General features: G+C 69.5%; 17 protein-coding genes. All 17 read right to left on the bottom strand.

What is annotated here, in order from left to right; translation table 11 throughout:
* Positions 1-21: 21 nt before the first annotated feature.
* Positions 22-1,509 carry a cation:proton antiporter gene (locus ACFY9V_RS09535; protein WP_391046824.1) on the bottom strand — a complete coding sequence of 496 codons (1,488 nt, stop codon included), beginning with the start codon at positions 1,507-1,509 and terminating at the stop codon, positions 22-24.
* A 47-nt stretch (positions 1,510-1,556) separates the two neighbouring features.
* Complete coding sequence (locus ACFY9V_RS09540) at positions 1,557-1,931, bottom strand: antibiotic biosynthesis monooxygenase family protein (protein WP_355337094.1); 375 nt, start codon at positions 1,929-1,931, stop codon at positions 1,557-1,559.
* A 65-nt stretch (positions 1,932-1,996) separates the two neighbouring features.
* Positions 1,997-2,545: a flavin reductase gene (locus tag ACFY9V_RS09545; RefSeq protein WP_391046827.1), complete on the bottom strand. Its 549-nt coding sequence runs from the start codon at positions 2,543-2,545 to the stop codon at positions 1,997-1,999.
* The gene (locus tag ACFY9V_RS09550; protein ID WP_391160456.1) at positions 2,542-3,915 is read right to left on the bottom strand and encodes a cation:proton antiporter; all 1,374 of its coding nucleotides are present in this window, start codon (positions 3,913-3,915) and stop codon (positions 2,542-2,544) included. The genes ACFY9V_RS09545 and ACFY9V_RS09550 overlap by 4 nt, the downstream gene beginning before the upstream one ends.
* Before the next feature lie 151 nt (positions 3,916-4,066).
* On the bottom strand, positions 4,067-5,575 hold the full coding sequence (locus ACFY9V_RS09555) for an FAD-binding protein (protein WP_355337088.1): 1,509 nt from the start codon (positions 5,573-5,575) through the stop codon (positions 4,067-4,069).
* A gap of 43 nt (positions 5,576-5,618) precedes the next feature.
* Entirely contained in the window at positions 5,619-7,316 is a 1,698-nt protein-coding gene (locus ACFY9V_RS09560) for a tryptophan 7-halogenase (RefSeq protein ID WP_391046834.1), read from the bottom strand.
* Between the two features lie 421 nt (positions 7,317-7,737).
* Positions 7,738-9,399 (bottom strand): DHA2 family efflux MFS transporter permease subunit, encoded by a 1,662-nt coding sequence (locus tag ACFY9V_RS09565; RefSeq protein ID WP_391046837.1) that lies wholly within the window; start codon positions 9,397-9,399, stop codon positions 7,738-7,740.
* Between the two features lie 174 nt (positions 9,400-9,573).
* Complete coding sequence (locus tag ACFY9V_RS09570) at positions 9,574-10,389, bottom strand: dienelactone hydrolase family protein (RefSeq protein ID WP_355337082.1); 816 nt, start codon at positions 10,387-10,389, stop codon at positions 9,574-9,576.
* Between the two features lie 50 nt (positions 10,390-10,439).
* The gene (locus ACFY9V_RS09575; protein ID WP_355337080.1) at positions 10,440-10,682 is read right to left on the bottom strand and encodes a hypothetical protein; all 243 of its coding nucleotides are present in this window, start codon (positions 10,680-10,682) and stop codon (positions 10,440-10,442) included.
* Positions 10,679-11,359, bottom strand: a complete 681-nt coding sequence (locus tag ACFY9V_RS09580; RefSeq protein WP_355337078.1) for a nitroreductase/quinone reductase family protein — start codon at positions 11,357-11,359, stop codon at positions 10,679-10,681. The genes ACFY9V_RS09575 and ACFY9V_RS09580 overlap by 4 nt, the downstream gene beginning before the upstream one ends.
* Positions 11,360-11,438: 79 nt before the next feature.
* Complete coding sequence (locus ACFY9V_RS09585) at positions 11,439-14,777, bottom strand: FAD-dependent monooxygenase (RefSeq protein WP_391160458.1); 3,339 nt, start codon at positions 14,775-14,777, stop codon at positions 11,439-11,441.
* A 1-nt stretch (position 14,778) separates the two neighbouring features.
* Positions 14,779-15,726: an aromatase/cyclase gene (locus ACFY9V_RS09590; RefSeq protein ID WP_355337074.1), complete on the bottom strand. Its 948-nt coding sequence runs from the start codon at positions 15,724-15,726 to the stop codon at positions 14,779-14,781.
* 54 nt (positions 15,727-15,780) lie between these two features.
* A complete protein-coding gene (gene fabG / locus ACFY9V_RS09595; protein WP_188280345.1) occupies positions 15,781-16,566 on the bottom strand; it encodes a 3-oxoacyl-ACP reductase FabG in 786 nt (261 codons plus the stop codon).
* Between the two features lie 206 nt (positions 16,567-16,772).
* Positions 16,773-17,042 (bottom strand): acyl carrier protein, encoded by a 270-nt coding sequence (locus ACFY9V_RS09600; RefSeq protein WP_355337071.1) that lies wholly within the window; start codon positions 17,040-17,042, stop codon positions 16,773-16,775.
* A 44-nt stretch (positions 17,043-17,086) separates the two neighbouring features.
* Entirely contained in the window at positions 17,087-18,394 is a 1,308-nt protein-coding gene (locus tag ACFY9V_RS09605; RefSeq protein ID WP_391160460.1) for a beta-ketoacyl synthase N-terminal-like domain-containing protein, read from the bottom strand.
* Positions 18,391-19,647 carry a beta-ketoacyl synthase gene (locus tag ACFY9V_RS09610; RefSeq protein WP_188280342.1) on the bottom strand — a complete coding sequence of 419 codons (1,257 nt, stop codon included), beginning with the start codon at positions 19,645-19,647 and terminating at the stop codon, positions 18,391-18,393. The genes ACFY9V_RS09605 and ACFY9V_RS09610 overlap by 4 nt, the downstream gene beginning before the upstream one ends.
* A gap of 61 nt (positions 19,648-19,708) precedes the next feature.
* Positions 19,709-20,038, bottom strand: a complete 330-nt coding sequence (locus ACFY9V_RS09615) for a TcmI family type II polyketide cyclase (protein ID WP_355337067.1) — start codon at positions 20,036-20,038, stop codon at positions 19,709-19,711.
* Positions 20,039-20,099 lie beyond the last annotated feature (61 nt).

Consider the following 20,099-nt stretch of genomic DNA (forward strand, 5'->3'; position numbering starts at 1 on the left):
GCCCTCCCCACGTGGGGCATGTCACGTGGGGTGGACCGGGACGCCGCGTTCCTGGGTGACGGGGGTATCGGCGGCCGGATCGGATTCTCCGGCGTCCGCGAACCCGTCGGTCAGTCCGTCGGTCAGGCCGTCCGCGCGTGCGTCGGCGAGTTCGTCAGGCCGCCCGTCCGTACCCCCCTCGGGCACCCCTTGCAGGGCCAGTACCCGCTGCTCGCGCAGTTCCTCGTCCGCCGTGCTCTCGATCCGCTTCATCGCGACCCGCAGGATCGGCGGCGCCATCAGCGGGGTGAGGATCGCGATCAGCACGATGATGCTGTACATCGCGGTGGTCAGCAGGCCGAGCCGTACGCCGACCACGGCGATGACCACCTGGATGACCCCGCGCGCGTTGATCCCGGCGCCGAGCGCCAGGGCCTCCCAGCGGGTGAGGCGGCTGAAGGCGCTGCCGATGAAGGCGCCGAGGAATTTCCCGGCGACGGCGATCGCCAGCGCGGCCAGTCCCCACAGCGCGATCTTCGGACGCGTCAGCGACGTCAGGTCGATCCGCAGCCCGGCGAGCGCGAAGAACAGCGGGGACAGGAAGGACAGCACGGTGGCGTTCAGCGGCTCCAACTGCCGTGCCTGCGCGTCCGTACCGCGCGAGCCGATCAGGATGCCGCACAGGAAGGCGCCGAACACCGCCTCGAAACCGAGCGCCTGGGCGCCCGCGCCCGACAGGACGAGCAGGATGACGGTGGCGGAGATGGTCACGCCGCGCGAACCGGAGCGCTCGGCCCAGCGCAGCACCCAGCCGACCAGCCACCGGCCGCCGGTCAGCAGGACGACGATGACGACGGCGAGGTGCCACAGCGGGGTGGCGATCTCGCCCGCGCCGACCCCGGTGGTGGCCATCGCGGTGACGACGGAGACCAGCAGCCAGCCCACGGCGTCGTCGATGGTGCCGACGACCAGGATCATCTGGCCGACATTGCGGTGGATCAGCTTCATGTCGACCAGCACCCGGCCGATCACCGGGATCGAGCTGACGCACATGGCGACGCCGACGAACCAGGCGAAGACCGCCGGATCGGCGTCGCCCGGCCGCAGTTCGCCCGGCAGCGCGTAACCGAGCCACACGCCGAGCGCCAGGGGCAGCAGCAGGGCGGCGGCGCTGACGCCCGCCGCCTTGCCGCCCTGTCTGCGGACCACCTTCAGGTCCAGGTGCATGCCGGTGAAGCCGACGAGCAGCAGCACGCCGAGCTGCCCGACGGCGTCCAGCAGGTGCATCTGGGTGGGGTCGCGGGGGAAGAGCCAGCCGGACAGGCCCGGCGCCACGTGCAGCAGGAGCGAGGGCCCGAGTAAGACGCCCGAGGCCAGTTCTCCGACGACGGTCGGCATGCCGAGCCTGCTCGCCAGCCGTCCCAGCACGAGTGCCAGGACGAGCAGGGCGCCGATCTGGAGCAGGAACACCAGCAGTGTGTGCTGCGGAAGGGGATCGACGGTTTCCGCGGCGATGCTGATCGCACTCATCGAAGAGCTCCTCACTGATGCGCGGTGGCCGGGTCGGCGGACAGGCCCTAGGCCACGCAGATCCCCTGGACGGCGACCTTCTCCGCGATGAACGGCCGTGCGAGCAGACCGTCGGGGTAGGCGCCGGCCTTCTCCTGGAACTCGGCCGACATGAAGGCCGCGAGCAGCGAGGAGGTCGACTCCCAGATCGCGATGTTGACCAGGGTGTTGCTGCCCGCGGTGCCGCGGTGGAGCTGGGTGGAGATGCAGCCGTCACAGGACTTCATGTAGGCGGCGTCGAGCGCCCAGCTCTCCAGGGTCTTGTCCATCTGCCCCTCGGGCACGACAAGGGTGTTGATGAGTACGACGGTGCCCGAGTCCTCCTGCTGGAGCTGGGTCTCGAAGGAGACCTTCGGGTCGACGGCCTCGAATGCGAACGCCATGGTGTGTCCTCTCGTCGTCATGGGCGGTGCGTGACGTGACGTGGGCGGCTGACGTGCGGGTCCGCTCAGCCGTCGAAGATCGGGTGCGCTCCGCGCGGCTCCTCCTCCAGCGCGCCCAGGGAGCCGCGGAAGAAGATGAGCGGTTCCTGGTACTCGCGGGGCACGCCGAGTTCGACGACGCGGCCGACGAAGATGGTGTGGTCGCCGCCGTCGAACTCCTTGTCCAGGCGGCAGGCCAGGAAGGCCAGTGCCTCGCTGAGCACCGGCATGCCCTCGGCCGAGTGGTGGTGGGGCACGTCCTTGACCGCCGAGGTGTCCTTGCCCGCGAAGGCGCGGGCCAGCGGCTCCTGCGGCCCCGACAGGAAATTCACCACGAAGGAGCCGGCCTCGTCGATGACCGCGCGCAGCCGCGACTCCTTGTGCAGGCAGAACAGCACGAGCGGCGGGTCGAGCGAGACGGAGGTGAACGAGTTGACCGTCGTTCCCTCCGAACGCCCTTCCGCGCCGCTGGTGATGACGGTGACGCCGGTGACGAACAGGCCGCACACATTGCGCAGCAGCCTGCCCTCCACCGGCTCCGGCTGGTGCAGCACCTGATCGGAGGGCGCGCTCACGAGCGCCCCTTCTCGCCCGCGGCTGCGGCCCCGGCGCCGGCCCCCGCCTCGGCCTCGGCCTTGCCTGCCGCCTCCGCCTCGCCGACCTCGACGCCCACCGTCGAAGTGGCCATCAGCTCGCTGCTCTTGGGCAGCAGCGGACCTGCGAGCGCGGTCGTGACCAGCGCCATGATCACCATCATGGTGAACATCTGGCTGTCCAGGACGCCGAGTTGGACGGCGGTGTTGAGGATGATCAGCTCGGTCAGCCCTCGGGTGTTCATCAGCAGGCCGAGCGCCCTGGACTCCCGCCAGGACAGGCCGAACAGCCGGGCGGGCACCATCGCGCCGAGCAGCTTGCCCGCGCAGGCGACGACCAGGATCGCGGACAGTTCCAGGTACTGCCGGGCGTGCAGGCCGTTGATGTCGACGCCGAGGCCGGTGACGATGAAGAACACCGGCAGCAGGATCAGGCTGACGTGGTCGAGCGGCTTGCGCAGGTGCTCGGCGAGCTGGAGCGCGGGCTCGCGCGGCATGATGAAGCCGAAGAGGAAGGCGCCGAAGATGCCGTGGATGCCGATCCAGGTCGTCAGGTAGGACGACAGGAAGGTACCGGCCGCCATGACCACCAACAGGGCCCGCCACTGCTGGCGTTCGCTGAAGAACCTGACCACCGCGGCCAGCGCGGGCCGTACGAGGACGAACATGCCGAGCACGTAGGCCGCGCTCAGGCCGAGCACCTGGAAGAGGTCACCGGCGCCGCTGGAGGTGACCAGCGCGGAGACGTACGCCAGCATGCACCAGGCGAGGATGTCGTCCACGGCGGCGCTGGCCAGGGCGAGGGTGCCGACCCGCGAGTGGGTGAGCCGGTTGTCGGTGAGGATCCGGGCGAGTACGGGGAAGGCCGTCACCGACATGGCCGCGCCCATGAACGTGGAGAAGGTGACGAAGGAGATGTGGTGCCCGGCCACCGTGTTGTGGTGCGGGTAGAGCAGCGCGGCCACCGCGACGCCGAGTCCGAAGGCGCAGGCGACAGAGGAGAGCGAGACCGACGCGGCCAGACCGCGGTGCGGACGCAGCATCCGCTTCTCGAACTCCCAGCCCACCATGAACATGAAGAGCATCAGGCCGACGTTGGAGACCGCGGACAGCAGCGGCCGTACGTCGGCGGGGAACAGCTTGTGCGACAGGTCGCCGGGCAGCAGCCCGAGCAGGCTGGGGCCGAGCGCGATGCCGGCGAGGATCTCGCCGATCACCGCGGGCTGGCGGACCCGCTTGGCGAGAGTGCCGAGCAGCACTCCGACCAGCAGGACGAAGGCGATGCCCGCCAGCATGGTGGCGACCTGGAGGTCGTTGTGGGGCGCGAGGCTGTGCAGCGCGATGCTTGTCATCGCAGTCCTCCGGGGACGGGAGCGGCTGGGAGATGCGGACTCGAGCGGTACGCGCCCGGGCGGTGTCCGGACGCACGACAGCGGGGTGGCACGGAAGTCCGTGGCCACCCCGCTGTCGTGAGAGGGATGTCGCTGTGTCGCCGTCAGGCCCCTAGCGAATGCTCTGGGCGAACCTGAAGGCGCCGTGCGGGTCGTAGCGGTGCTTCACGGCGGACAGCCGCGGGTAGTTCTCGGCGTAGTACGCCTGCCGCCAGTCGGGCAGTTCCGGGTCGATGAAGTTCTGGTAGGTCTCACCGGAGGACTGCCGGTCGATGACGCGGAAGCCGCTGTCGACGAACGCCTGGCCCGCCGCCCTGCCCGCGGAGTCGGCGGCGTCGGGGGACCCGATGTCGACGAGGAAGTTCACCGTGAACAGCGCGTCGCGGTGGACGAACGCGGTGTCGGTGCGGCGTAAATCCCTCACCGCCCCGCCCAGCGGGAGCACTTCCATGAGGTGCGCCTGGCCGGGTACCCGCAGGGTCTCGAAGAGCGCCGCCGCGTTGTCCCACACGCTGCGCGACGGCAGCCGGTTGAAGAACCGGCTGCGCTGGAGGCCGAACGCCGACCGGGGAAGCGTGCCGCCGGGCGTGGTGTCGGCCCGGTGGCAGGCGGTCACATCGGCCGCGCACCGGAAGAAGCCCATCATCAGCGGCTGGTACGGCACGACGCTCGCGGGCGTCTGGCTGGCCGGTGCCCCGGTCAGCGCCACCAACCGGGCGACCTCACTGGTGAGTTCGGCCGTGGTGCCGGTGGAGGCGACGAAGACCATGACGTTGACCGGCGCGCCCGGCGAGGCGTCGAAGAGCTGGAGGAAGGCGCCGCCGCTGAGCGTGCGGGGCGCGTTGACGGACCAGCGCGCGTACCCGTCCAGGACGTCGGCGGCCTTGTCGAAGGTCCAGTTCAGATTGACCACGGCGAGCTGCGAGACGTTGACGGTGGTGATGTCGTACGAGGTGACGACGCCGAAGTTGCCGCCGCCACCGCCGCGTATGCCCCAGTAGAGGTCCCGGTTCTGGGTGGGTGAGGCGGTGACGACGTCGCCGTTGGCGAGCACCACCTTCGCCGAGGCGATCCGGTCGGAGCCGACGCCGTAGGAGCGGGTGAGCACGCCCAGGCCGCCGCCCTGGTAGAAGCCGCCGACGGCGACCGTCGGGCAGTAGCCGCCGATGATGGCCTTGCCGTGCGGCGCGAGCGCGTCGATGGCGTCGACGCCCTGGACGCCGGTGCCGACGGTCACCGTGTTCTGGCCGACGGATATGGAGTTGAGCCCGGAGACGTCGATCACCAGGCCGGTGCTCGTGGAGTACCCGCCGCCGCTGTGCCCTCCGCTGCGCACGGCGAAGGGTATGCAGTTGTCCTGCGCGAACTTCAGGGTCAGCGCCACATCGGCGGCGCTGACGCAGTAGGCGACGGCCTGCGGGTTGATCACGTCGAACTGTTGCAGGTCGAGTTGCTTCGCCGTCGTGTAACCGGAGTCGGTCGGCAGGACGAGCCGGCCCTGGAGGTGCGCGCGCAACTGACTCCAGGGTGCCCCGCTGCCGGCGAAACCGGCGGTGGCCCCAAGTCCTGACAGAGCCACCGCGGTCGCGCCCGCACCGAGGACTTTTCTGCGACTGATCATGGTGCTGTTCAACTTTCGGTCAGATGGAAATTGCCGGGCGGGGTCAGACGAACTTCTGCCCACGCAGACCGGACCGCACAATTCCGCTTACCATGTCGCGACCCAGTTCGCGCATCTCGCCCGGAGCCTTGAAGTTGGCCCAGTACATGAACTTAGCCATCATCGCGGTGGTCGGGTACACGAATTTGATTTCTGGGTCCTCCCATCCGAAAACGGGGTTGAGTTCATCCGAAGCACGGAGACTGTCCATGATCAGCTTGGCCGCCGCGTCGCCGTCGATGTCACCGGCCTCGTACTTCTCGCAGGCCTCCGCCATGATTTCGACGGTTTGCTTGAAATCCGGGCTGTTCGGCCACCAAAGACCCGGATTGGGGGTCTTCTCCAAATCGTCCAGCCATTTCACGTCACCGCTCTCCTCATACCGCGCCCGCGCCCGGATCAACCGCAGCGCGCCGGGCGTGAGATAGGAGCCCCAGACACGGAACACCGCGTTCCACAGCGGGAAGTGGCTGAAGGAGATGTAGGAGCTGTTCACCAGTTCGTCGTTGAAGTGCAGCAGGCCGCGCTCGACGTCCTCGACGTACTGGAATCGCTCGTTGGCGAAGTCGTCGTCGTCCAGGGCGGGCAGCAGCCGGGAGCACAGGGCGTAGACGACCTCGAAGGTGTTGGACAGACCGCGCGAGAACAGCGGGTCGAGGAAGCCCGCCGCGTGCGACATCAGGCACCAGCGGTAGCCGATCGACTTGCTGGAGCTGTACTGGAGCCGGTCGGTGGAGACCCACTCGCGGACCCGCGTCGCGCCCTCGAACTGCCGCTTCACCGCCGGGTACTGGTCGAGGAAGCCCTGGAACTCCTCCTCGGGGGTGCGGTCCTTCGGCTTGGGATACGTCCGCTCGTCCATGGTGAGCCCGATGCTGGTGATCGGGTTCTTGGAGTCCTTGTGGTTGTTGAACGGGATGATCCAGAACCAGCCGCGCTCGATCATGTGGTGCAGCGTGCCGCCGTGCCAGGGCGCGCTGGCCGGCGGGCGCAGGCTCTCCGGGTGGTGGCTGACCTCGTCGAACGGCTTGATGCCGATGTAGTGGGTGAACATCGACCGGGAGTGGTGCTTGAAGCGCGCGGGCTTCTCGCGCAGGTCGAACTTCTCAGCCAGCAAGGAGCGGAAGCCGCTCGCGTCGATCAGGTAACGGGCCCTGAAGACCTCGCCGTTCTGCCCCGTGACCGTCACTCCGAAGTCGTCGAAGTCCAGGTCGGCGACCCGCCAGTTCTGCCGCGTCGTGGTGCCGTACTTGGCCGCCACGTTGAAGAAGTACATATCGGTGTCCTGCCGGAACAGGTGACCGGCCTCGGTGAGCGCTTTGGGAATGACGAACATCGTGGCGTCGCGCGGGTCGGGCTCCTGGCCCTTCTCGTGCTTGATGAAACCGAAGCTCTGCTTCTTGCCGTGGGTCGGGCCGATGTTCTTGGTGACGGCCTTGACGTCCAGCAGGTGCTTGATCTCCGGTACGTCGAAGCGCACCGCCAGGATGTGCAGCCACTCGATGAGTTGCGGGGTCATCGACTCGCCGATCGCCATCCGGGGATGGGTCGCGGCATCCACCATGACCACGTTCTTGCCCTGCCGGGCGAGGATCGCCGCGCTCACCGAACCCGCGAGGCCCGACCCGATGATCAGGACGTCGCAGTTCTGCGTCTTGGAGGCGCTGTTCACCGGAACGGATTCCTTGGCTTTGCTGGGCACGGAGCGCCCCTCTCTCTCCGGCGCGGACGGCGCGGAGAATCAACGACGGGTGTGTGGCCGAATTCCCAGGGCACACGCGGGCATCTGAAAAAGGGCGTGCAAAACAATCGCCGGGCCGACCCCGATGGGTCGGCCCGGCGATCGAGAAGAGGTGACCAAGATGTGAGACGTGGCGGCGTCGCAGCGGTGGTCCGCCGGCGTCAAACCGCAATTGGGCATACTTCTACTGCCCAATAAAGCGTGACACGCGGCGACACTCGGTGTCAACCCCGGTAATGGTGTACCGGAAGTGACGCGAGTGCCGCCGGTGTTATTGTCCGGACTCTCCCGACCCCTCCCTAAAGGGCAACTCACCCCTCCCTAAAGGGCTACTCGGAGAACCGCGGGAGCTTGCCGATGGACGGCTTTACCGAGGGGCGGTCTACCGGTGGGCGGCTCCGGAATCGGCCGCCGAATCCGCCGCGGGAGACCCCGCGCCGTCCGTCTGACCGGGAACGGCCGCACCCGACTCCGGCGTGGCCGACTTCTTCGGCCCGACGATGATCAGGCAGGCGATCACACCGACGAACAGCACGGCCATCGGCACGTACATGGTCGGCTTCATGGCGTCGACGAAGCCGTGCCCGAAGACCGCCGCGGCGGTGTCCTGGATGCGGTGGGCGATGTCGGCGGGCACGTTCGACGGGAACTTCATGGCGCTGCTCGACTGGCCGCCGACCTCGAGGTGCTTGCCCGCGTTGTCGAAGTTCTTCAGGAAACCGGCGCGGTAGTCGGAGGGCACGGCGCCCGCGCGCTGCGCCGCCTGGTCCTTGAGGGAGGAGGCGAGCTGGTTCTGGAGCACCGCGCCGATGACGGCGCCTGCCATGACCGAACCGACCTGCCGCAGCGCGTTGTTGACGCCGGACGCGGCCCCGGTGAGCTTGGGCGGCACATTGCGCATGACCTCGGTGGCCATCGGCGTGAAGGTGCAGCCCATACCGGCGCCGACGATCACGACCGGCGCGATCAGCCCGGTCCAGCTCTGGCCGACCTCGACGGTCCGCACGATCCAGAAGACACCGCCGATGTACGCGAGCAGACCGCCCATCAGGATGTACTTGCCGCCGAACTTCTCGGCCAGCACACCGGAGGGCCCGGCGGTGAGCATCGAGCCGACCGCCATCGGCACCAGCACGCCACCGGCCTTCAGCGCGCTGAAGCCGAGCACCGACTGGAGGTAGATGGTCAGCGGCAGCAGCAGGCCGACGACGCCGAACGAGACGGCGATACCGACGAAGTTGACCACCGAGAAGTTACGGTCCTTGAACAGCACGAACGGCACCAGCGGCTCGTTGTCCTGCTGGCCGCGCTGGTAGACCAGGAAGATCGCCAGCACCACGACACCGGCCGCGATCGTGCCCCAGATCGCGCCGTTCCAACTGTATTTCTGGCCCTCGATCAGACCGAAGGCGAGCAGGAACAGGGCGATGGTGGTCAGGACGACGCCGGGGATGTCGAAGCGGTGCCGCACCGTACGCGCCGCGGACGGCATGAACATGAACGAGGCGATGATCGCCAGCACACCGATCGGCACGTTGACGTAGAAGATCCAGCGCCAGTTGAGCTTGGTGACCAGCAGGCCGCCCAGGCTCGGTCCCGCGACCGACGCCAGGCCCGCGACCGTGCCCCAGATGCCGAGCGCGACACCGCGCTTCTCGTCGGGGAACACGTCCGCGATCATGGACAGGGTCTGCGGCAGCAGCAGTGCCGCGCCGATGCCCTGGATCGCCCGGAAGATGATGAGCTGGGTCGGGGACTGGGAGAGTCCGCAGGCGAGACTCGCCAGGGTGAACAGCGCCACACCCGCGATGAACAGGTTCTTCTTGCCGACGAGGTCACCGAGCCGGCCGGCGGTGATCAGCAGGACGGCGAGCCCGAGGGTGTACGCGTTGACGACCCACAGGATCTGGTCGAGGGACGCGTCGAGGCTGTCCACCATGTCGGGGATCGCGATGTTCACGATCGTCAGGTCGAGCAGGGTCATGAAGAATCCGAAGGACAGGATCGCCAGAATGACCCACGGATTACCACGCCATTTGTTCACGGTTCCTCCTTGCCGCGCGCGTCGGGCCGCACGGCGTTGCACGACCCACAGCCCCTTGCCCCCCAAGAGGTGAGCGGGGGCCGTGGGTGTGACATCGGTGGGACGGTCGAGACGCAACCGTCAGCGAGGAGGTCCGCGAGTCCCGGCCGCGGGGGCCGGTCCGCCGGACGGGCCCTAGAGGGCCGCGGGCGCCAGACGCTCCCGCAGGAAGCTCACGACCCGCTCCCGCGCGGCGTACGCCGGGTGTCCGGGGATCTCGCGCATCTCCTCGGTCAGTACGGGGTGGGCTCCCTTGGGGAAGCCGCCCTCGTTGCCCTTCGAGGAGTCCAGTTCGATCACCTCGAAGGCGTCGCCCAGACTGCGCCGCAGGGTGTCGAACCTGGCCCGCGGGGACGCGCTGTCCCCGCTGAAGCGCATGCCCAGCACGCACAGTCCGCTGTTCTTGGTACGGCTCACCACCGTGTCCAGCTCGCCCCGCGAGAGGCCGGGGTCCGCGGACCGCTTGGCGCTGACCGGGAACGGCACCGCGGGCTGGGCGACGACCGGCGCGAGCACCACGTCCTCCACCGCGGCGGCCAGCGCGAACCCGCCGGTGAAGCACATGCCGACGATGCCGACACCGGGCCCGGGGGTTCGCGCGGCCAGATCCCGTACCAGCGCCCTGAGGTAGTCCGCGACCGGCCGCCGCGCGTCGACGGCGAAGGCCCGGAATTCGGCGGACACGCACAGCTTGGCGACGGTGGACAGCGTGTAGGGCGTGGAGTTCTTACGTCCGGGCCGTCCGAACAGCGACGGCATCGCCACGGTGAAGCCCTGGTCGACCAGGTGGTCGGCCAGGCCCAGCACCTCGGGCGTCATGCCCGGAATCTCCGGGACGAGCACCACTCCCGGCCCCGCGCCCTTCTCGTACACGTCGTGGGTGAGCCCGGCTCCCGTGAACGGGGCCGCACGCCAGCCGGTGAGATCAGAGGTCGGTGCGGTACCGGTCACGAGGGGTTCTCCTTCAGACGGTTCTTCGGCCCGGGCGGGCGGACGGGCGGTCAGCCGCCCCCGGACTCCCGTCCCTGCCGCGCCCGGACGGCGAGGACGACGAAGGTGGTGATGCTCGCGATCAGGTCGATGTGGTCGATGGCGTGCGGCGACCCGTTCGCCCTGCGGATCTTCTTGGTGACGGCGAGGAAGTTGGCGGCCAGCGTACCGACCGTGACCGCCGTGCGCAGCGGGCTCGCTCCCCGCGCGGCGGGCGGCCCGGACCGACCCGCCCGCGGCCCGGCGGCGCTCACCGTACGGCGTCCGTCTCGCCGTCCGACGGCGCCACCGCCGCCAGCATGTCCTTCGGGGTGAACTTCACCACCGGGAGCAGGCGGCTGGCCCGGTTCTGGAACTCGTTGATGAACGGCAGGACTTCGGAGTACTTCGCCCAGATCCGGTCCCGCTCGGGGCCCGACAGGGTCTCGGCGAGGGCGACGATCTGCTCGCGGCCGATGTTGATGGTCACCTCGGGCGTGGCCTTCAAGTTGAGGTACCAGGCCGGGTGCAGGCCCTTGGGGCCGCCGGGGATGTCGAAGTGGCCGGGCACGGCGACCGCGTAGAAAAAGCCGCGCTCGTAGATGTAACCGACCGGCACGACACGCTCCTTGCCGGTCTTGCGGCCCAGCGTGTGCAGCAGCAGCGCGTCGAGGTTGCCCATCTTGCCGCCGATGCGGCCGTTGGACCGCTCGTACAGCCAGATGTGCACATTGAGCGCGCCCTTGCTGAGCGACTTCTGCACCTTCTTCGGCGGCTTGGAGTAGATGTAGACGTTGACGCGCATGAAGGCCCGCGTGATCGGGCCCGCGTCCAGACCCTGGTCGGGACGCGTCGTCCTGAAGGACGACAGCGCCTCGGTGTCCTGGATCACCGAGGTGTCACCCATCGGCTCGGCCATCGAGTCCTCCATGGGCTTCGGGGTGGTCTGCATGTGTGGTGCCCTTTCGCGAGATCCGGTGTTCTCAGGACTTCTGTGTCGGAACGCGTCGCTTCGTCGCAAGGCCGTCTGCTCAGAGGACCTTCTTGCCCTTGACGCCCGCGCGGACCGTGCCGGACAGCAGGGCGGAGCCGAGGTCCCGCATCTGCGGCGGGGCCTTGCGCACGGCCCAGTACATGAACTTCGCCATCGTCGCCGTGGTCGGGGTGATCAGCCGGGTGTCCTCGGGGTCGCGCCAGCCGAAGGCCGGGTTCAGCAGCTCGCAGCGGCGGAGCCGGTCGAAGATGATGTCCGCGGCGCGGTCGCCGTCGATCTGCCCGGCCTCGTACTTCTCGCAGGTCTCCGCGGTGAGGTCGACGATCTCCCGGACGGCGGGCTCCGGCCACCACAGGCCCGGATACGGCGCGTCCTCCAGGGCGTCCAGGTGCGCGGGGTCGCCGGTGAGCGTGAAGTTGATCCGCGCGCGGGCCAGCCGCATCACGCCGGGAGTGGCGAAGCCGCCCCAGACCCGGAACACCGCGTTCCACAGCCGGAAGTGGCCGAAGGAGATGTACGCGCTGTTCACCAGCTCGTCGTTGTAGTGCAGCAGGCCGCGCTCCAACCGGTCGACGTAACCGAAGCGTTCGACCGCGAAGTCGTCGTCGTCCAGGGCGGGCAGCAGCCGGGTCATGAGCGAGTGGACGACCTCGAAGGTGTTGGACAGGCCGCGCGAGAACAGCGGATCGAGGAAGCCGGCCGCGTGCGACATCAGGCACCAGCGGTAGCCGATCGACTCCTTCGAGCTGTACTGGAGCCGGTCGGTGGAGACCCATTCGCGCACCCGCGTGGCGCCCTCGAACTGCCGCTTCACCGCCGGGTACTGGTCGAGGAAGCGGGTGAACTCCTGCTCGGGGCTGATGTCACGGGGCCGCGGGTAGACCCGCTCGTCCATGGTGAGGCCCACGCTGGTGACCGGATTGGCCGCGCCCTTGTGGTTGTTGAACGGGATGATCCAGAACCAGCCGCGTTCGATCAGGTGGTGGAGCGTACCGCCGCTCCAGGGCGCGTTCTTGGGCGGTCGCAGGCTCTCCGGGTGGTGGCTGACGTCGTCGAACGGCTTGACGCCGATGTAGTGCGTGAACAGCGACCGGGAGTGGTGCTTGAAGCGCGCGGGCTGCTCCCGCAGGCCGAACTTCTCGGCGAGCAGCGACCGGTGGCCGCTGGCGTCGATGAGGTAGCGGGCCCTGAAGACCTCGCCGTTCTGCCCGGTGACGGTGACACCGTCGTCGTCGAAGTCCAGGTCGGACAGCCGCCAGTGCTGCCGCGTCGTGGCGCCGTACTTGGCCGCGACGTGGAAGTAGTACGCGTCGGTGTCCTGCCGGAACAGGTGGCTGGCCTGGGTGAGCGCCTTGGGGATGACGAACATCGTCGTCTCCCGCGGGTCCGGTTCCTGGCCCTTGTCGTGCTTGACGAAGCCGAAGCTCTGCTTCTTGCCGTGGGTCGGGCCGATGTGCTCGGTGACCGACCGGTGGTCCAGCAGATGCAGCAGTTCGGGCAGGTCGAACCGTACGGCGAGGATGTGCAGCCACTCGATGAGCTGCGGGGTCATCGACTCGCCGATCGCCATCCGCGGATGCGTCTGGGAGTCGACCAGCACGACGCTCTTGCCCTGCCGGGCGAGGATCGCCGCGCTCACCGAACCGGCCAGACCCGCGCCGACGATCAGGACGTCACAGGTGCGGACGGGCGGCTTCGGGGCGGCCGGTTTCGGTGCGGCCGGTCTCGGTGCGGCTGCCTTTACGGCGCTCGCCTGGGGGGCGGTTGCCTGAGGGGCACTTGCCTGAGGGGCGGTTGCCTGAGGCGCCGCCGTCTCCGCGACGGCCGTCCGTGGAGCCGCGATCGGCGTGACGGGGACCCGGGGGACGTCCTCGGCGCCGAACCAGCGCCGCAGCGCCGGAGCCGGGTCGGCCGCGCGCGGCGCCGACCAGGCGATGTGTCCGTCGGGCCGCAGCAGTACGGTCTTCTGCCCGTCGAGGAGCGTGCCGGGCACCGGGCGCGCCGACACCACGTCGACCCGGCCCGCCCAGCCCTCGGCGGCCCTGCCCAGCGTGGCCCGGCGCCTGGTGTCGCCCGACAGGTCGAGCAGCACGCCGCGGCCGGGCCGCAGCAGCTCGGTGGTGCCGGTCGGCCCGTCCGCGGTCGTCAGCGCGATGTGGGGCACGCGGCGGCCGGTCAACTCACCGGCCGCGTCGGGGTGAGTGTCGGTGTCGGTGTCGCCGTAGCGGATGTCGAGGCCGCTGATCATGCCGGCGAGGTGGCCGCGGACGACCGAGGTGCGGGTGAGGAGTTCGGCGGCGGTGCCGCGGACCGCCCCGGTCTCGGGGCCGCCGAAGAGGATGACGGTCTGCGCCTCGATGTTGGCCAGCACCCGCCGCCCGACCGCGTGCCGCTCGGTGTGGTACGTGTCCAGCAGCCCGTCGGGCGCGCGCCCGGTGACCCGCGCGGCCAGCTTCCAGCCGAGGTTGGCCGCGTCCTGGAGCCCGAGGTTGAGCGCCTGGCCGCCGACCGGCATCTGCCGGTGGGCGGCGTCCCCGGCGAGCAGCACCCGGCCCCGGCGGTACGAGGCCGCCTGGCGGCTGGTGTTGCCGAAGGCGTTCAGCCACGTCGGGGTGCCGTGGGTGATGTCCTCACCGGTGACCCTGGCCCACACGGCCGCGATCTCGGCGTACTCGGGTTCCGCGGTCCTCGGCCGCACCTCGCGGCCGAACTCGTGCACCATGACGCGGGTGACGCCGTCGCGGGTGGCCGCGATGGCCACCCCGTTCGGGAGCCGCTGGAAGCGGCGGTTGGGGATGTCGAGCCCCAGCACGTCGCAGCGCAGCAGCTCCTTGGTGGCGTCGGAGCCGGGGAAGTCGAAGCCCGCCAGCCGCCGTACGGTGCTCTCCTCGCCGTCACAACCGACCAGATAGCCGGCGGTGAGACGGGTGACACCGTCCGGGGTGGCGACCTCGACCTCCACGCCTTCCGCGCCCACGTCACCTTCGTCGCCGCCGTCGCCCGGGGTCACGCCGAGCAGTTCGTGCTCGCGCCTGACCTCCGCGCCCAGCCCCGTGGCCCACTCCGCGAGCAGCTCCTCGACCCGGGCCTGCGGGACCTTCCACTGGCCGGGGTAGCGGGTGGTCGGCTCGCTCAGGTCGAGCGGCAGACCGCCGAAGTGGCCCATCGGCTCGTTGGGCGGCGTGCCCAGCGTCTCCAACAGGCCGCGCTGGTCGAGGAGTTCCATGGTGCGGGCGTGCAGGGTCGACGCCCGGGACTCGGTGGTGGGGGCGGCGAGCCGCTCCAGAACCGTCACCCGGGCTCCGCCGAGCCGGAGTTCACCGGCCAGCATCAGGCCGACAGGCCCCGCGCCGACGATGATGACGTCGGTGTCCATCTCAGCGCCGGCCCTCGGCGTAGTCCTTGGCGTGGCCCAGGGTGGCCCGGCTGTTGGTGCTCAGCGCGTTCTGCACGAAGGCGCGCGCCTCGGCGACCCCGGCGTCCGGGCCGAGGATCTTGGTGATGTTCGCGGTGTTGATCACCACGGTGTGCTGGGAGGTGGCGGCGACGCCGTCGCCCTCTTCCTCGAACAGCCAGTAGCCGGTGTGCAGCGTCATCAGCGCGGGCAGGGTGATCTGCTTGTAGACGATCCTGCTGTGCGGGAAGGTCACGCGCACCGACTTGGTGGTGTGCGAGGAGCCGTCCTTGGTGAGGGTGTCCATCTCCAGGATCTGCAGTCCCGGCGTCTCCTCCTCCAGCGAGACCCGCGCCACGTGCGGCAGCCGCTCCTTCCAGAGCTGCGCCTCGTTGATGAAGTCGTAGACGTCCTTGGCCGATCCGTCGATGTGGACGGTGTCGGCGAAGGACAGCAGGAGTTCGTCCGCGGAGCCGACGACCAGTTCGACGTTGGTCTTGAGCGCGGCCAGTTCGGAGCGGCTGTTGCGGTCCACGGCCTCGTCGATCCAGGCGAGATCGTCCGGCTTGTCGTCGATGGCGCGGTAGTCGTGCAGCAGCCGCACCCGCGACTCGGTGTCGGACACGGGCTCGATCACCCAGGTGCCGCCCATCGCCGCGACCGGCGGCGCCGAGACCTCCTGGCGGAATTCGATCCGCAGCGCCCGCGGGTCCAGGACGCGGCGCGACGTCCAGTTCTTGGCCGCGCCGTTGGCGGTGGCCCAGATGCGGATGCGCTCCTCGTTCTCCGAGCGCTCCACATGGTCGACGAAAACGGTCGGCGGGAAGATCCGCGGCCAGTTCTCCACCTCGGCGATCAGCCGGTACACCGCGGCGGCCGGGGCGTTCACCGTGATCTCGTGCTCCACCTCGCGGTGGCCAGTCTGCGTCATTCTCGTTCCCCTCACGCGAGTCGGACGTCGTAGGACGGGGTCGGTGGCGGCGGATCAGAAGTTGCCGAGGCCGCCGCACACGTTGATGGCCTGCGCGGTGATCGACGCCGCGGTGTCGGTGGCCAGGTAGCCGACCAGGCCCGCGACCTCCTCGGGCGTGGAGTAGCGGCCGAGCGGGATCTTCGACTGGAACTTCTGGAGGATCTCGCCCTCGGTGGTCGAGTAGGCCGCCGCGTAGCCCTGCCGGACCCGCGCGGCCATCGGCGTCTCGACGTAGCCGGGGCAGACCGCGTTGACCGTGATCCCGGTCGGCGCCAGCTCGTTGCCCAGGGCCTTGGTGAAGCCGACGACGCCGTGCTTGGAGGCGGAGTACGGGGCGCCGAGCACCACGCCCTGCTTGCCCGCGGTGGAGGCGATGTTGATGATCCGGCCGCGGTCGCGGTACCGCATGCCGCCGGTGTTGAGCACCTCGCGCGTCATCAGGAAGACGCTGTTGAGGTTGGTGTTGACGACGTCGAACCACAGCTCGTCGTCGATGTCGGCGGTGACGCCGCCGCCGCTGCGGCCCGCGTTGTTGACCAGGACGTCGACCGGCCCGTACCGCTCCACGGCGGCGAGCACGAACGCCTTGATGTCGTCGCCCGACTTGACGTCGCAGGCGGTGCCGTCGACGTCCAGGCCCTCGTCCCGTAGTTCCTTGACGGTCACTTCCACGCTCTCGGGCGTCCGCGCGCAGATGAACACCTGGTGTCCCTGTGCGGCCAGCGCCCTGGTGACGGCGAGCCCGATTCCGCTGGTGGCCCCGGTGACGAGAGCGACCCGCTGTCCCTCTGCCGACATGACTGCTCCTCCGACTCGGTACCGCTCGGCTGCGTACATGTGCTGCGTTCACGTGCGCTCTTCAAGTGCTGCGTTCATGTGCGCTGTACGTGTGGTCTGGGCGTGTGGCTGGACGGGTGCGCTGTACGTGGGGGCTGTACGTGGGGGCTGGCCGGTGCCGCCGCCGCGCCTTTGGAGCACGGCGGCGGCACCGGGTGGGGGGAGCGTCAGGCCGCGTGTTCCGCGGCGAGTTGCTCGTTGACGACGGCGAGCAGCGCCCGCGGCGTCTCGACGACGGTGATGGAGGTGTCCTCCAGCTCGATCCCGTGCTCGCGCTCGATCCGGCTGCCGGTCTCCAGCAGCGCCAGCGAGTCGTAGCCGAGGTCCTCGAAGGTCTGGTCGAGGATGTCGCCGTCCAGGTCGATGCCCTCGCTCTCGCCCGCGGCTTCCCGGAGGATGCGCTTGAGGTCTTCGATCGTGAGTTCCGGTCCGGCCATCTCGGTCCCTTCCTGAGGTGTGGCGACGGCGGTGCGCGGGCCCGTCACCGGGCTGCTCCGCGCACGACCATCGCCGAGTTGAAGCCGCCGTAGCCCCTGGCCAGCACCAGCGCGGCGTTCACCGGCGCGGTCCTGGGCCGGTCGACCACCAGGTCGAGGTCGTACTCGGGGGCGGGGGCGACATGGATGGTGGGCGGGATGACCCCGTCCCTGATCGACAGCAGCGCGGCGGCCGTGTCGAGCGACGCGGCTCCTGAGTAGAGCCGTCCGGTCATCGTCTTGGGCGCGGTGACCGGCACGCCGCGCGGTCCGAAGACCGCGGTGATCGCGTCGGCCTCCGCGCGGTCCAGTTCGGGGACGGCCGCCGCGTCGGCGAAGACGACGTCGATGTCGCCCGCCGTCAGGCCCGCGTCGGCCAGCGCCGCCTCGACGGCCCGCCGCAGACCGGGCTCCCGGCCGCTGCCGGGCCTGGGGTCGAAGGTCGAGGCGTATCCGGCGATCTCCCCGTAGACCTTGGCGCCGCGCTCCCGCGCGGACCCGGCGTCCTCCAGGATCAGCAGCGCGCCGCCCTCGCCGGGCACATAGCCGTCGGCGTCCGCGGCGAAGGGCCGGTACGCCTTGTCCGGGTCGTCGCTGTCGGTGAGCCGTCCTGCGGCGACCTGCGCGATCCATCCCCAGGGGCAGATCGAGCCGTCGACGCCGCCGGAGACGATCAGCCGGGTGCCCTTGCGGATCTGCCGCCTGGCCTGCGCGAGCGCGTCGAGGCCGCCCGCCTGGTCGGAGACGACGACCCCGCTGGGGCCCTGCATGCCGTTGCGGATGGAGATCTGGCCGGTGTTGACCGCGTAGAACCAGGCGAAGGACTGGTACGCGCTGACGTGCTGGCCGCCCTTGGACCACAGCTTCTGGAGTTCGTTCTGGCCGAATTCGAAACCGCCGGAGGAGCTGGCGGTGATGACGCCCATGTCGAACTGTTTCCACTCGTCGAGCTTCACGCCCGCGTCGGCCAGCGCCCAGTCGGCCGCGACCAGGGCGAGCCTGGTCATGTGGTCGGTCTGCGGGATCAGCCGGCTCGGCAGGTAGTCCGTGGCGACGAAGCCCGGTACCTCGCCTGCGAGTTTGGCGGGGTAGCCGGTGGCGTCGAACCGCTGGACGGGTCCGATGCCGTTCTTCCCCGCGAGCGTCGCGGCCCAGAACTCCTCGGTGCCCAGGCCGTTGGGCGCGGTGACGCCGATACCGGTGACGACGACGGAACTGGCGGCGCCAGAGGAGGCGGCCGTGCTTTCGGAAGCGGCCGGGCCCGTGGAAGCGGTCGTGTCCGCGGAAGCGGCCGTGCCTTCGGAAGTGGTCATGCCGCCCTCCGCAGCACCATCGCGCTCTGGAAGCCGCCGAAGCCGCTGCCGACGCTGAGCACGGCGTCGGTGGTCCACTCCCTGGCCTTGAGCGGTACGTAGTCCAGGTCGCACTGCGGGTCCGGCTCGTGCAGATTGGCCGTCGGCGGGACCAGGTTGTTCTCGATGGCCAGCGCGGACGCGGCGATCTCGATCGAGCCGATCGCGCCGAGCGAGTGCCCGACCATCGACTTGATGGAGCTCATCGGCGTCCGGTACGCGTGGTCGCCCAGCGTGCGCTTGACGGCGGCGGTCTCGTGGCGGTCGTTCTGCTTGGTGCCCGAGCCGTGCGCGTTGACGTAGTCGATCTCGTCGGGGTTCATCCGCGCCTCGTCCAGGGCCGTCCTGATGGCCTCGGCCATCTCCAGGCCCTCGGGCCGCAGACCCGTCATGTGGAAGGCGTTGGAGCGGGTGGCGTACCCGGCGATCTCGCAGTAGATGTGCGCGCCGCGCGCCTTGGCCGCCTCGTACTCCTCCAGCACGAACATCGCGGAACCCTCGCCGAGGACGAAGCCGTTGCGGGAGTTGTCGAACGGCCGCGAGGCGTGCTCGGGGTCGTCGTTGCGCGAGGTGGTGGCCTTGATGGCGTCGAAGCAGGCCACGGTGATCGGGGAGATCGGGGCGTCGGTGGCGCCCGCGATCATCACGTCGACGCTGCCCTCGCGGATCAGCTCGGTCGCGTAGCCCACCGAGTCCAGGCCGGAGGTGCAGCCGGTGGAGACCACCGTCGCCGGGCCCTCGGCCCCGGTGGACCAGGCCACTTCGCTGGCGAAGGAGCTGGGCACGAAGAAGTCGTACAGATGCGGTACCGCGTACCGGTGGTCGTTGAGGTCGAGACGCCCGCCGTCACTGGTGACGCGGTACTCCTGGTCCAGGCCCATCGTCGCGCCGACGGCGCTGCCGACGGTCACCCCGGTCCGGTACGGGTCCAGGTCGGACATCTCCAGTCCGCTGCCCGCGAGCGCCTCCGCGGCCGTGACCACCGCGAACTGCGCGGCGCGGTCCATGCGGCGGATCTCCTGCGGGCTCAGTCCCAGTGCCTCCGGGTCGAAATCGACCTCGGCCGCGACGCGGGAACGGAACGGGGCGGGATCGAAAAACGTGATGCCTCTGGTCGCGGTTCGGCCGTCGCTCAGCAGACTCCAGAAGTCCTTCACGCCGACACCCCCCGGCGCCACGACCCCAATGCCGGTTATCACCACTCGCCGTCCCATGTGGACGCCGCTCCCTTCGGAATTTCGTGAATTCTTGAGGACAGGCTTGAGATCAGGTCCGTCACTCGGACTTGGCCCAGTGATAGAAACGCGTGGCCATCGCGTCCTTCGGCGACCGCCAGGTCGCCGGGTTGTAGGCCTCGATGTGCGGCTTCAGGTCGGCGCTGACCTGCACAAAGAGCGGGTGGTCCTTGGTCTGTTCGATGGTCGTGTTACCGGCCTCCGTGTCGAAGTCCTGGAGGTGGAAGTAGAGGCCGTTGTAGGAGAAGAGCTCCCGTCGACGGGTGCCCATCAGGTCGGGCATCCCGGTCTGGTCGAATTCCCCGAAGATCCGGGCCACGTCCTCCGCGGACTGCGGCAGCATGCGCGCGACTATCAACGTGCTGTGCATCGTTCGCTCCTGGTGATGGGAGTGATGGAGGGGTCGTCCGCTGGTCGTCGAAACAGGCCGT

Source organism: Streptomyces sp. NPDC008317, assembly GCF_042955955.1.
Taxonomy (GTDB): domain Bacteria; phylum Actinomycetota; class Actinomycetes; order Streptomycetales; family Streptomycetaceae; genus Actinacidiphila.

Excerpts from the sequence above, each read along its gene's own strand:
- ACFY9V_RS09580 (WP_355337078.1), bottom strand. The coding sequence starts at position 11,359 with ATGCAGACCACCCCGAAGCCCATGGAGGACTCGATGGCCGAGCCGATG.
- ACFY9V_RS09535 (WP_391046824.1), bottom strand. The coding sequence starts at position 1,509 with ATGAGTGCGATCAGCATCGCCGCGGAAACCGTCGATCCCCTTCCGCAG.
- ACFY9V_RS09605 (WP_391160460.1), bottom strand. The coding sequence starts at position 18,394 with ATGACCACTTCCGAAGGCACGGCCGCTTCCGCGGACACGACCGCTTCC.
- ACFY9V_RS09585 (WP_391160458.1), bottom strand. The coding sequence starts at position 14,777 with ATGGACACCGACGTCATCATCGTCGGCGCGGGGCCTGTCGGCCTGATG.
- ACFY9V_RS09555 (WP_355337088.1), bottom strand. The coding sequence starts at position 5,575 with ATGATCAGTCGCAGAAAAGTCCTCGGTGCGGGCGCGACCGCGGTGGCT.
- ACFY9V_RS09600 (WP_355337071.1), bottom strand. The coding sequence starts at position 17,042 with ATGGCCGGACCGGAACTCACGATCGAAGACCTCAAGCGCATCCTCCGG.
- ACFY9V_RS09550 (WP_391160456.1), bottom strand. The coding sequence starts at position 3,915 with ATGACAAGCATCGCGCTGCACAGCCTCGCGCCCCACAACGACCTCCAG.
- ACFY9V_RS09590 (WP_355337074.1), bottom strand. The coding sequence starts at position 15,726 with ATGACGCAGACTGGCCACCGCGAGGTGGAGCACGAGATCACGGTGAAC.
- ACFY9V_RS09540 (WP_355337094.1), bottom strand. The coding sequence starts at position 1,931 with ATGGCGTTCGCATTCGAGGCCGTCGACCCGAAGGTCTCCTTCGAGACC.
- ACFY9V_RS09610 (WP_188280342.1), bottom strand. The coding sequence starts at position 19,647 with ATGGGACGGCGAGTGGTGATAACCGGCATTGGGGTCGTGGCGCCGGGG.
- ACFY9V_RS09615 (WP_355337067.1), bottom strand. The coding sequence starts at position 20,038 with ATGCACAGCACGTTGATAGTCGCGCGCATGCTGCCGCAGTCCGCGGAG.
- fabG (WP_188280345.1), bottom strand. The coding sequence starts at position 16,566 with ATGTCGGCAGAGGGACAGCGGGTCGCTCTCGTCACCGGGGCCACCAGC.